Genomic DNA, 13,130 nt, shown 5'->3' with positions numbered 1-13,130 from the left:
CTATGAATTTTAATTCAAGATATTTCATAAGTATTTTTGTTACTTAGAGGAAATAAACTATTTTTAAAAATGCTAAAAAACAAAAGTAATCTTTAAAGTTGTGATTGTATAATACTTTCATAACAATTAAATAATACAAGGAAATTGTAATGGGTAAATATTTAGAATTAACAAATGCAGATTTTGAATCAACTTTAGCTGAAGGTGTATCTTTAGTAGACTTTTGGGCTCCATGGTGTGGACCATGTCGTATGATTGCTCCAGTTATCGAAGAGTTAGCTGAAGAGTACGAAGGTAAAGCGAAAATCTGTAAAGTAAATACAGATGAAGAGCAAGATATTGCTGTAAAATTCGGTATTCGCTCTATCCCTACTATCATGTTCTTCAAAGACGGTGAGATGGTAGACCAAGTTGTCGGAGCACAATCTAAACAAGCTCTAGCAGAAAAAATCGACGCTCATTTAGCGTAATTTCTTAAAGGCTTTTAGTGGCAAGATCTGGAGGGAAAAGTCTTCTTTCAGTCTCTACGCTACTAGCTTCTTTTTTTGGTGCAGCTCTTATAGCTGCAGCTTTTGCTTACTTCAATTTTAAATTTTCAGAATACAAATTTATAGACTTTAAAGAGTGGACTTTTTATGAAAAAAAAGATGTCTTTACTCCTACAGAAGAGAAATACATTGTAGTTTTTTACTCATCACGTGAATCAGACACACAGGAAAAACTTGCAAATACTGATTTAAATATACCTATAATAGCCATAGATTACTACAATACAGTAAGGGAAAATTCAAAGACAACAACTTTTTTACGATCAGGAACTAAAAACTCATTAAACTTTATTCAGCGCTTTAACATATATGATTCCCCATCTATTTTTTTTATAAAGAAAAACAAAGATACTCTTTATAAACAAGATAGTATGATACGCAAACTTGATAATCTTGATGAGCTTGCATCTCAAGTAAAAAAACTATAAACATATTTAAAAAAGGATTTAAATGGCTATTTTAGACTGTGCAATTATTGGCGGTGGACCTGCTGGACTTACAGCTGGATTATATACAACTCGTGGTGGATTAGAGAATGTAGTAATGTATGAAAAAGGTATGCCGGGCGGTCAAATAACTAACTCTTCAGAGATAGAAAACTATCCAGGTGTTACGGGTGAGATCACGGGAATGGATCTTATGCAACCATGGCCTGAACAATGTCAAAAATTTGGTCTTAAACATGATATGGTTGAAGTTATTCGTGTAAGCAAAGACGGTGATGTTTTTAAAATTCATCGTGGTGATGGTGAGGTTGATGAAGCTCATTCTGTAATTATAGGTACTGGAAGCCGCCCTCGTTTAGCAGGATATAAAGGTGAGAGTGAATTTTTTGGAAAAGGTGTAAGTACATGTGCTACCTGTGATGGTTTTTTCTATAAAGGAAAAGATGTGGCGGTAATAGGTGGTGGTGATACTGCTTTAGAAGAAGCACTATACCTTGCTAAAATATGTAATAAAGTATACCTTGTACATAGACGTGATACGTTCCGTTCTGCTCCAAATACAGTAGATCGTGTAAAAAACACTGAAAATATTGAGCTAGTTTTAAACTCATCTCCTGAGGAAGTTTACGGTGATGCTATGGGTGTGACAGGCCTTAAAGTAAAAAACGCTAATGGTGAAATCCGTGATATTGAAGTTCCTGGAGTTTTTACATTTGTAGGGAACGATGTAAACAACCAAACACTTAAACAAGAAGACGGCAGCTTCTTATGTGATCTAAACGATCAAGGTCAAGTTATAGTTGATATAAGTATGAAAACTTCTTGTGAAGGTCTATGGGCTACAGGTGATATGCGTATAGCTGCTCCAAAGCAGGTTATATCGGCAGCAGGTGATGGTGCAGTTGCAGCACTTCAGGCTATATCTTATGTTGATGAGAAGCTAAACTAAAAGATCTCATCCAAAATATCCTCATACTCTATTCTTGAAACCGAGTGCTTCTTGGTTTCTTGGAGTATTTGATAAAGTTTATTTATAAGCATATTTGTAGAGTCATTTTTCCAATCAGAGTCTATAGCTATGCATGATGTAGTGTTTTCAAAATGATCATCTAATTGAGCAAGTAAGTGTTTTGCAGCTTCATATGCTTCTTGTTCTGAAGTAAAATAAAACATTACAAAATGATGATTTTTATCTAGTCTTACAACTTTATCATTCTTTCTTAAAAAACTGCCAAATAAAGCTAAATCTATATCTTTTTCATGGTAAACAATTGCACTTAAGATGTCCGAACCATATCTCTCACTTGCATCGTTCATTCTGTTAATTTCTGATTCTAATCTTGTTCTTGTATTGTCATCTAAATTCATTTACTGCCCTTTGAAAAATTATACCAACTTTTTTAACAAAAATAAAATAAAGATTCGATATCATTTTAAAAACAATTAAACAAGGTAAATTATATGACAAAAGTTGGTGTATTTGGTGCAAACGGTCGCGTAGGAAAACTAATACTAGAAGATCTTAAAACTACTGAAGATATATCTCTAAGCAGTGTGTATGTTAGAAGTGAACTTGATTTTAATGTTGATCCGTCTGTTTTAGTATCATCTGACATCAATTCATTTTTAAATGCTTGTGATATAGTAATAGACTTCTCACTACCAGAAGCTTGTGAAGCTCTGCTAGAAGCTGCCCTTAAACACCCTAAACCTCTTGTTATAGGTACAACAGGCTTGAGTGCTCACCAAGCAAATATGTTACAACAGGCTAGTGAAAAGATGCCGATACTTTATGCTACTAATATGTCTTTAGGTGTAGCTCTTCTTAACAAGCTTGTATACCAAGCTGCTGCAGCTCTGGAAGGTTTTGATATAGAGATTGTTGAGATGCATCATAAACATAAAAAAGATGCACCTAGCGGAACGGCACTGACTCTTGGTGAATCAGCAGCACGTGGTCGTGGACTTGATTTAGACAAAGTAAGAGTAAGTGGACGTGATGGTGATATTGGGGAGAGAACTAAAGATGAGATTGGTGTTATGGCTCTTCGCGGCGGTGACATAGTTGGTCGCCATACTGTAGGTTTTTATAACGACGGCGAGTTTATTGAACTAAACCACACTGCAACTTCTAGAAATACATTTTCTAAAGGTGCTATCCGTGCAGCTAGCTGGCTTGTAGATAAAGAAGCAGGTCTATATACAATAAGTGATTGTTTAGAGTTATAATCTATTTAGTTATATCTTTAGCACTTTTTGCAAGCTCTGCCCATGCAGAGTTTGGATCTAACTTAATTACTTCGTTATAAGCTTCTATAGCTTCACTATCACGCCATAATTTACTGTATATACTTCCTAGCAGATATTTTTGTCTTACTCTGTCTTTTGGTTTTAAATCTATTGTCTCTAAAGACTCAATAACTTCTAAAGCCTTATTAAACTCTTCTATATCTACATAAGCTTCATATAGTGAAAACTCAACATATGGAGACTGTGTATATGTTTTTGATGAATTCTGCAACTCTATAACATCTTTTGCATATTTTATTATAAGTATATTATCTTTTTTATCTACACCAATACCTATAACAGATACATACCTCTCTATGTCTTTATGGTTAATACCATATACTTTTTCTAGATCAGTTACAGCATTTAGCATATTCTCATCTTGTTCTAATCTTTGGTATGTATCAAATATCACTCTATATACATCTAAGTACTCCGAAGCTTTATCTTTACCTATTAATTTTATCAACTCTTTTGATGCTTGCAGCACATCACTATAATTTCCAGTAGCAAAATCAAGTTTAATATGTCTATATAACCATTTTTTTCTATGCTCTATATTTGTCGAATTTAGATTTTTAGTGGATGTTTTCCTAGCAAGCTCATAATCGCCTCCCTTCATCGCACATTCATAAATGCCGTCATCCCATTCATCCGATAAAGTTATATTATACTCATTTGATGTGATTAGCACTTCGTTACATTTTCTTTTCTCTAAAGACTCTTTCATAAAACCAACAGCTGCATTATGAATAATATTATCAGTATCTTTGTATTTAGTTTTATCTATTGCTAAAAGTTTATCTTCCATATTTAATGTATCGAAATACATTTTATTTTCATTTAGCAATTTTGCTTTTTCGTATATAGCTTTTTCACCTATGCTATCACCTTTATATACATCCATAAGTTCATCATATTTGGCAATTCTTTTGCTTACATTTTTATCATCTGCACTCTCATCAAAAAACAGGCTGTCTTTTGCTACTTTTACTTCATCTTCATATAAACCGTACTCATAAGTTTCCAAATATTTTTTCAAAGGCTCTAATGCTTCTATTTTGTTTTTACTCTGACTTAGCCATACACCCTGATTCATAAGCAGCCACTCTGCATCTTCATCGTCTTTATTTTGCCCTTCTACCAATGCTGCTGCTATATCTGCTGCACTTTTATACTCTTTCTCTGTTGCAAACTGCTCCATCAGATCTCTAGATTCGTTATATCTGGTTTTAAAGTACGATGGTTTTGCATTTGATATCTTTGCTATATATTCACTGGCTTTTTCTTGTTTTAAATGATTTAAGTAGTATTTTGCCAAATTATATGCAGCTGTTGCCGCTATATCGATATCATTTGTTCTATTTAAGGCTCTTTCATAAAAACTTATCGACTTAGAAGACATCCCCTCATCTTCTAACATCTCGCCTTTATAAACTAGTCCCCAATTTGCAAATTCACTATCTTTATGTTCTTCAAAAAGTCTGTCAAAAAAGTAATCTGCATTTGTACCCTGACCTAAACGAGCATAGGTTTTTGAAGTTATAGATAAAACTTCAGCTACATTATCATTAGCCGAGTATTCACGTAAAAATACTTTGGATAGCGGAACAATATCATCGAACCTGTCCATCTTGTCAAAGATTTTGATTTTATAATACAAAAGTTCAGGCTTAAACAGAGTATCTGGATACTCAGCTAACACCTCTTCAAGCTTATCTAAAGATCTTTCATAGTCACCTTGTTCAAAATAATCTTTAAGACTTAAAAACTCTTTTATATCCTGTACCTGTTTTACTTTAACAGGATTACCCTCTACATCTAGTCCACCTACATAAGGAAGCTTGTCTCTTTCCATTAAAAATGGAAAATTTATACTGTTTTGAGAATATTGTTGTTCTTTTATATATGGTAACTCTTGGTCATAACCAACAAGCATCCAGTGATTTGAAAGCTTAACATTAGGTACATATACACTATCATCTTCACTTAAATCAAATATGACAGGCAGTAGTTTCATCTTTTTAAACGGTTTTATTATTAAAAAAAATGTTTTATTTTTTATCTGAGTATCTATATTAAAAAAGTCGTTTTGTATTTTTTTAATCTCTTGATTTGGACTTTTTGAAAATGCACATATAACTTTTACTGTTTCTTTAAAGTCGTTTAACTCTTTCTGACAAAGAAACTTATCAGTGTCTTTTATGTGTAGTGTAGAGAATTTTTGGTGATCCTCTTTAGCACTGTTTATATATACTTCAAGCGCTAAAGAGTTTGAAAAAAAGAAAAAAAGGAGTAATAGCGATACCTTTAACAACTATACTCCTTTTTATATAATATTAATACCCGCTATTATATACAAAAGTTGTAACGAACTCTAATATTGGGTTTACTGCAATAAAAGCAAAAATAGTTCCTATAACAGCAATACCGATTATAGTTTTTAGTGAAGTTGATGCATTTGCAACATATACTTTACCGTTTGTACTGATACTTTGCTCAGCAGGATCTTTCATAAACATATATACAATAAGTTTAAGATAGTAGTAACCAGCAATTGCAGAGTTAAGTGCCATAATAAGTGCCAGAACAGTATAACCACTTGTTACTGCAGAAGATATCATATACATTTTACCCCAGAATAGTGCAAATGGAGGTAGACCTGCTAAACTTAACATAAATAGAGCCATAATTGAAGCTGCTACAGGTGAAGTTTTGATCATACCTGAGAACTTCTCAAATGTATGGTCTGAACTCTGGTATGACGGCAAGTTTTTCTGACGTGAAATCCATAACATAGAAAATGATCCAAGGTTAGTAAAACTAAATAGTATCCAATACATAAATAAAGCTGAATTTGCTTGTGTAGTCCCTATTAATAATGCAGCCATTACAAAACCTGCATGTGAAATAGATGAATATGCAAGCATACGTTTAACATCAGTCTGAACTAATGCCCAAATATTTGCAGCAGTCATAGTTACAACTACAACAACATATAATACTACTTCTAACCATACTATCCCACTATGAATTAAAAATTCAAAGATACGCATAGCTACGATAAAACCAGCTATTTTTGGAACAATTGACATATAACCAGCTAATGCGGCAGAAGAACCCTCATAAACATCAGGTGTCCAAGTATGAAATGGAACCATAGATAATTTGAATCCAAAAGCAGCTAATATAAATGCTACACCAACCAGTACAAAACCTATATCAGCATAGTTATTTGCATTAAGTACAGCTGCTATTTGATTGATCTCTACACTTCCAGTAAGAGCGTAAAATACCATTGCACCAAAAGAGAAGAAACCTGCCGCTAATGCACCCATTGTAAAGTACTTAACAGCTGCTTCGAAACTTTTATCACGGTTGTGCATAGCAATCATTGTATATAGAGCTAAAGATGCAGTCTCAAGTCCAACAAATACTAAGATTAAGTTGTCAGTTGCAACCATGAACTGGAATCCACCGATCATAAATAGGAAAAGTGCAAAGAACTCAGGGTAAGAGAACTCATGGAAACGCTTTGGCGTAAGTGCTAATGCTATAAATAACAGTGAAGCACCAACGATTATAAACTGCGAAAGAATAGCTAAACCATCTATAAGCATAACGTCAAAAAGACCCATTACAGTTCCAACTTGAGAGAAAACAGATGAACTGTCTAATAATAATCCAAAGTCAATAATTAAAAATAAGAAACTTAGCATTACATATAAACTCTTATCTAGTCCACCTTTAAAAAGATCAACTATTAAGATTAATAGTGCACCAACTATTGGAGTTAGCATTGGTGCAAGTGTAACTAAGTTTAATGATTCTACAGATACATTTACTGGTGACATTAGTTTGCCTCCTTCGCAGAAGTTTTTGTAATCTCAACACCTTCAATTAAGTTAGGGATACGAGATTTTGCTTCCTCTGAAATAGCTTTGTCGTGCATTAATTGTACAACTGACTCTACAGAGTTATTAATTGGTTCTAATACAGGTTTAGGATATACACCTAACCAGATAGTGATAATAGTTAATGGAATAAGTGCTACTAATTCTCTTTTATTAACATCTGGAAGATCTTTATTCTCATCTTTTGTAACTTCACCGAAGAACATTTTTTTATACGCTGCTAACATATAGATAGCACCAACGATAATTGCAGTACCTGCAAGTAAAGTTAAGATATGAGATTGTTGATAGAAACCTAGTAAACTTAAAAACTCACCTACGAAGTTTATAGTTAACGGTAAACCAACTGAAGCCATTAACATGATACCGAATATAGTTGCATAGTGAGGCATAACTGAACCAAGACCACCAAACTCACTCATTAGTTTTGTATGACGTCTGTCATAGATTACACCAACTAGTAAGAACAGTGCACCTGAAACAACACCGTGAGCAATCATTAAAAAGATTGAACCTGAAATACCCTCAACATTTAGTGCAAAAGTACCAAGGATGATAACACCCATGTGTGAAATTGATGAATATGCAACAACTTGTTTAACATCTTTTTGTGCATAAGCTACCATCGCAGTATAGATAATCATAATGATCGAGATAACTGCGATTGGGAACATAAATGCAACAGAAGCATCCGGGAATAGTGGCAGTGAAAAACGGATAAACGCATATGTACCCATTTTAAGTAAAATTGCCGCTAGTATTACAGAACCTATAGTCGGTGCTTGACCGTGAGCATATGGTAACCAAGTATGGAATGGAAACATTGGTACCTTGATAGCAAAACCAAGGAAAAATGCCACAAATAACCACATCTGGAATGACTCAGGTAATATAAGTCTGTACCATTCTAAGATTGCAAAACTCCATGTACCAGTAGCTTGGTAGTAGAAATATGCCATGAAAAGGATACCAACTAACATTACAAGTGAACCTGCAAATGTATATAGGAAGAACTTAACAGATGCGTATATACGAAGAGGACCACCCCATGCACCTATAATGTATAACATTGGTACTAGTGAAAGTTCCCAGAACACGTAGAACACGATTGCATCTAAAGCAGCAAAAACACCAACCATAGTCATTTGTAAAAATAGAAGAGTGATAATTAAGTTCTTCTCATCTTTAGTTGGAGTCAGTGAAGCAATACCTATCATAGTAAAGAACGATGCTAAAACAATTATGAAAAGTGAAATTCCATCAATACCTAAAGTATAGTTAATACCAAAAGCAGGTACTAATGCAATTTGTTCCATAAACTGCATACCAGATACATTTGAGTCAAACGAATACCATAAGATTAATGATAATACGAACTCAATCGTTGCAACAGCAGTACCGTAAGCACGCAAGCTGTCTTTTTGGATAGCAAATCCAAAAACTGCAGCTACTGCCGGAAAGAAAATTAAAATCGATAAGATATGATCTAACATCTATTAAACTCCTAAACCTGATAAGATTGTTTTAATCTCACCAGAATATCTTGCTGCTAGTCCAAAAACAACAGCTAATGACAGTAAACCTATAAGTCCGGCTACCATCCATTTAAGCATAGTAGATAAGTTTCCACTTTGCATCCCTCTTGTATTCTCCCCTGTTGCATATAGTATCTTACCGATACCATCAACAGTAGCATCAACAACTTTAAGATCAATTTTTTCCCAGAATAGTGTTGATAATTCTCTATATGGTTTTACTAAATACTCTTCATAAAAGTATGGAATATAGTATTGGTTTTTAAGTAGTTTATAGCAAAATCTATTTTCCATTTCACTTGTACCATCTGGTACTTTAATGTCTTTTGACATATATTTTTTATATGCAAATGCAATAGATAAAAGTACTAAAAGCTGAGTACCAATTGTCATAGTCCAGTAAGCAACAGCTGAGTGTACATGGTACTCTGTAGCTGGTAGAAGCTGAGTAACCATCTCATAGTAGCTACCTTTAAGTGCAAAACCACCGATAATTGCTAATACTAATAATGGAGCCATTGCCCAAAGCATAAATTTGTATGCTTCGTGTGGGTGGAATCCAAGAGCAGAGTGACGATCTTCACCATGGAAGATTAGAGCGATAATTCTAAATGAATAGAATGCTGTTAAACCTGCAGTAGCTAATAGTACTGAATAGATTATAAAATGATGATCAACAAATGCTACCTCTAAGATTAGATCTTTAGAGAAGAAACCAGCTAATGGGAAGATACCTGCTAGTGCAACAGATGCAATAGTCATCATGATCATTGTACCTTTCATAGCCTTACCAAGTCCACCCATTTTAAACGGATCAAGTTCATCATCCATTGCGTGCATAACGTTACCAGCACCTAGGAATAATAGAGCTTTAAAGAATGCGTGAGCCATTAAGTGAAAAAGTGCAACCCAATAAGCACCAAGTCCAGCCGCAGCAAACATATAACCTAGCTGTGAAAGAGTTGAGTATGCGATTACACGTTTAATATCACGGTTAACTAGTGCCATAGTAGCTGCAAAAATTGCAACAAATGCACCAAGGCTAGCGATAAATAATCCAACATTAGGAATAAGTGCAAATAACTCATTTGAGCGAACAACTAAGTATACACCAGCCGTTACCATTGTCGCAGCGTGGATAAGAGCCGAAACCGGTGTAGGACCTTCCATTGCATCTGCAAGCCAAGTATGTAGTGGAAACTGTGCAGATTTACCCATAGCACCAACAAATAAGAAGATACCGATCCAAGTTAAAGTAGCTACATCTAAACCAGCCATTGCAGGAAATGCTACATCATACTGAAGAGAACCTGTGTTCCAGTAAATTAAGAAGATACCGATTAACATACCAAGGTCAGCTATACGGTTCATAATGAACGCTTCGTTAGCAGCCCATGTAGCAGACTCTTTTTTGTACCAGAATCCGATTAGACCCCATGAACAAAGACCAACACCTTCCCAACCAATAAATAGTCCTGCGAAGTTGTCACTCATTACAAGTACAAGCATTGAGAAAACGAAAGCTGATAGCCATGCAAAGAAACGGTTAAAACCTTTATCGTGAGACATATATCCGATAGCGTAAACATGAACTACAGTTGAAACTAATGTAACAACCATCATCATAGTTACAGACACTTGATCAACTACAAAACCAAAAGGTATGTAAAGATCACCCGTAGCCATCCAAGTCATCATCTCAACATGTAAAGTATGCCCTGTAGTTAAAACTAGTACTAAAAGAATAGTTGAACTAATTAGTGATACACCTAATAATATACTTGGAACAATACCAGTAATCACCATCTTTGGACGTGAACCGAATAGTGCTGCAAATAAAGAACCAACTAGTGGTGCAAATAAAGCTGTATATAAAAATAATTCCATTAGCTTATCCTTTCATTCTTGTCATAAAGTCAAGGTCGATATTGTTGTAACGTTTATGCCAAACAATTAATAAACCAAGTCCAACTGCAACTTCACTTGCAGCAATAGCAATTACGAAGAATGCAAACATTTGACCTGTAAGGTCTCCATAGTAATGTGAGATCGCTGCAAAAGCAATATTTACAGAGTTTAATAAAATCTCAGTTGCAAAAAACAGCATTAAAAGATTTTTTCTCTTCATTACACCAACTAATCCTATAGCAAAAAGGATTGTTGATAATACAAGGTAGTGATTTAATCCAATTTCCATCATTTAAGATCCTTTGGTTTCATTTTTTCAGCACGCATATCTTTGATTTCTTCTTCAGTCATAAGAGTTAAAGATTCATCCATTTTCTTACCTGCTAATACAATACCAGCGATCATAGCTACTAAAAGCATAACAGCTGCTACTTCAAAAGGCACTAGGTATTTAGTAAATAAAACCATACCAACCTCTTGTGTATTTCCTTCATCTCCTATTGGATAAAGTGCTGTGATGTTATCACCAAGAATTGGAGCTGCAAAAATTACAACAACTAAAACAGCACTGATAGTAGCTAGTCCTACTACAAGGTACTGATTACCTTTTTTCTCTTGAATCTCTCTCGTAGTGTCAAAAAACATCATACCAAAAGCATATAGAGCCATAACAGCACCAGAATAAACAACTATCTGAACTGCACCTAAAAAGTCAGCACCTAATATAAAGAAAAATGCCGAAATAAAAATCATCCCTGCTGCCAGTGCCGTAAGAGCGTATAACGCTTGAGATGTTGTTACTGTAATGTAGAACATCGCAATAGTTAAAAAAGCAAACAGATAAAAAGCAATCGCTTCAAACATACCCATACTCCTTAATATGCTAGAGGTGTTTTCTTAACACGCTCATCTTCATGTGGTGTAATAGCACCAAAACCTTCAAACTCTTGTTGAGTTCCCGCCTTCATCTTATCAAGTGGTGTTAACATATCTTCATAAAGAATGAAGTGTTCACGCTGTTCTGATGCATTCTCATACTCACCACCGTGTGTAATTGCAAGTTCAGGACAAACCTCTGCACAGTATCCACAAAAAATACAACGACCAAGGTTAATGCTGTATTCACTAACCTCTTTACGAGAGTTTTCATCAATTTTAGTGTCCATTCTAATACAGTTAGATATACAGATCTTCTCACATAGACCACAACCTATACATCTCTCAGCATCACTCTCCCAAAGTCTTTTCATCTCGTGAACTGCACGATATCTAGGACCTATTGGCATTTTTTCTTCAGGATATTGTACAGTATGGATATCAAATTTGATCATCTCACGAAGTACTACCCAAAGACCAACAAAAAGCTCACCTTTAAAAGTTCTGCTCATTACGCGCTTAAACTTACCCCACGGTGTAGTAGGGTAATCAGCGATATCTACCATAAAGTAGCCGTTATCGCTTACATTTCTATCGTTAAATTGTTCTTCAATTTTCATCAATCACCCCTTACATCATAACTAAACCAGTGATAACTATGTTTATCACTGCTATTGGCATTAAAACTTTCCAACATAACCACATAAGTTGGTCTGGTCTTACATCTGGCCAAGCTGCTCTTGTCCATAAGAAAAAGAAGAAGAAAAACGACATCTTACCAAGTAATGCTAATGCACCCCATAAACTTCCATCACCAAAACCACCTAAGAAAAGAAGAGGGATAACAAAAGAGATAAAGAACATATTTGCATACTCACCGATGAAGAAAAGACCCCATCTCATACCAGAATACTCAGTACCGAAACCATCAATAATTTCGTGATCATTTGCAACTAAGTGAAATGGTGTACGACCTGTTTCAGCAAATGCTGCAATCCAGAATAAAATAAATGCTACTGGCTGAGACCAAACTATCCAACCATGCTCAGCTTGGTAGTTATTAAAATCTATAAGAGACAATGAACCAACCATCATTATCGGAGCTAAAATAGATAAACCTGTAACAACCTCATACGAGATAAATACAGCAGCACTACGAGCAGCAGAGATAAGTGAGAACTTATTAGCTGATGCCATACCACCAAGAAGCGGACCGTATAGACCAACACCCATTACACCAAGGATATATAAAATACCAATATTGATATCTGATACGATTGGATTAACTTTGTATCCAAATATCTCAAAAGATGGTAAAAATGGAATTGCAGCTGCAGCCATAAAAGCTGTTGCAGCTGTAATAACCGGCGCTATTTTAAAGATACGACCAACAACACCAGATGGGATAATATCCTCTTTTGTAAATAGCTTTATACCATCTGCTGCAACTTGCAGTAATCCAAATGGACCAACATACATTGGTCCAAGACGACGTTGCATAAATGCAAGCACTTTTCTTTCAAAGTATGTACCTAAACCTGCTAAAGCAGAAAATACAAGTAAAATTACAACTATTTTGACAATAGTTTCAATTAAATATGCTGTTTCCATATA

General features: G+C 34.7%; 13 protein-coding genes. 4 read left to right on the top strand and 9 right to left on the bottom strand.

The features are described from left to right. The first annotated feature begins 149 nt into the window (after positions 1-149). The 3 genes from trxA to trxB are packed head-to-tail and all read left to right on the top strand — an operon-like array spanning position 150 to position 1,943. The gene (gene trxA / locus ABZA65_RS05625; protein ID WP_373071534.1) at positions 150-470 is read left to right on the top strand and encodes a thioredoxin; all 321 of its coding nucleotides are present in this window, start codon (positions 150-152) and stop codon (positions 468-470) included. 17 nt (positions 471-487) lie between these two features. Further along, positions 488-976, top strand: a complete 489-nt coding sequence (locus tag ABZA65_RS05620; RefSeq protein WP_373071532.1) for a hypothetical protein — start codon at positions 488-490, stop codon at positions 974-976. A gap of 28 nt (positions 977-1,004) precedes the next feature. After that, positions 1,005-1,943: a thioredoxin-disulfide reductase gene (gene trxB / locus ABZA65_RS05615; protein WP_373071634.1), complete on the top strand. Its 939-nt coding sequence runs from the start codon at positions 1,005-1,007 to the stop codon at positions 1,941-1,943. On the opposite strand, the gene ABZA65_RS05610 is transcribed toward trxB, so the two are convergent. Next, positions 1,940-2,362, bottom strand: a complete 423-nt coding sequence (locus ABZA65_RS05610) for a hypothetical protein (RefSeq protein WP_373071530.1) — start codon at positions 2,360-2,362, stop codon at positions 1,940-1,942. The genes trxB and ABZA65_RS05610 overlap by 4 nt on opposite strands. Before the next feature lie 93 nt (positions 2,363-2,455). Here ABZA65_RS05610 and dapB point away from each other — a divergent pair, with 93 nt between their 5' ends. Then, positions 2,456-3,223, top strand: a complete 768-nt coding sequence (gene dapB, locus ABZA65_RS05605; RefSeq protein WP_373071528.1) for a 4-hydroxy-tetrahydrodipicolinate reductase — start codon at positions 2,456-2,458, stop codon at positions 3,221-3,223. A 1-nt stretch (position 3,224) separates the two neighbouring features. Here the strand turns inward: dapB and ABZA65_RS05600 are convergent, their stop codons facing one another. Genes ABZA65_RS05600 through nuoH form a run of 8 tightly spaced genes read right to left on the bottom strand, consistent with a single transcriptional unit; the run spans position 3,225 to position 13,127 of the window. Then, positions 3,225-5,600: a tetratricopeptide repeat protein gene (locus ABZA65_RS05600; RefSeq protein ID WP_373071526.1), complete on the bottom strand. Its 2,376-nt coding sequence runs from the start codon at positions 5,598-5,600 to the stop codon at positions 3,225-3,227. Positions 5,601-5,622: 22 nt separating this feature from the next. Then, positions 5,623-7,137, bottom strand: coding sequence for an NADH-quinone oxidoreductase subunit NuoN (gene nuoN, locus ABZA65_RS05595; RefSeq protein WP_373071524.1), 1,515 nt, complete (start codon positions 7,135-7,137; stop codon positions 5,623-5,625). After that, a complete protein-coding gene (locus ABZA65_RS05590; RefSeq protein WP_373071522.1) occupies positions 7,137-8,690 on the bottom strand; it encodes an NADH-quinone oxidoreductase subunit M in 1,554 nt (517 codons plus the stop codon). The genes nuoN and ABZA65_RS05590 overlap by 1 nt, the downstream gene beginning before the upstream one ends. Before the next feature lie 3 nt (positions 8,691-8,693). Continuing rightward, positions 8,694-10,619, bottom strand: a complete 1,926-nt coding sequence (gene nuoL, locus ABZA65_RS05585) for an NADH-quinone oxidoreductase subunit L (RefSeq protein ID WP_373071520.1) — start codon at positions 10,617-10,619, stop codon at positions 8,694-8,696. Between the two features lie 4 nt (positions 10,620-10,623). Further along, positions 10,624-10,932 (bottom strand): NADH-quinone oxidoreductase subunit NuoK, encoded by a 309-nt coding sequence (gene nuoK, locus ABZA65_RS05580; protein ID WP_373071518.1) that lies wholly within the window; start codon positions 10,930-10,932, stop codon positions 10,624-10,626. Beyond that, entirely contained in the window at positions 10,929-11,504 is a 576-nt protein-coding gene (locus ABZA65_RS05575; RefSeq protein ID WP_373071516.1) for an NADH-quinone oxidoreductase subunit J, read from the bottom strand. The genes nuoK and ABZA65_RS05575 overlap by 4 nt, the downstream gene beginning before the upstream one ends. Positions 11,505-11,515: 11 nt before the next feature. Beyond that, complete coding sequence (gene nuoI, locus ABZA65_RS05570) at positions 11,516-12,136, bottom strand: NADH-quinone oxidoreductase subunit NuoI (RefSeq protein ID WP_373071514.1); 621 nt, start codon at positions 12,134-12,136, stop codon at positions 11,516-11,518. A gap of 10 nt (positions 12,137-12,146) precedes the next feature. Next, a complete protein-coding gene (gene nuoH / locus ABZA65_RS05565; RefSeq protein WP_373071512.1) occupies positions 12,147-13,127 on the bottom strand; it encodes an NADH-quinone oxidoreductase subunit NuoH in 981 nt (326 codons plus the stop codon). Positions 13,128-13,130: the final 3 nt, after the last annotated feature.

It is taken from the genome of Sulfurimonas sp. (genome assembly GCF_041583195.1).
Taxonomy (GTDB): Bacteria; Campylobacterota; Campylobacteria; order Campylobacterales; family Sulfurimonadaceae; genus Sulfurimonas.
The sequence above is the reverse complement of the archived record's forward strand: the minus strand, read 5'-3'. Positions and strand labels throughout refer to the sequence as shown.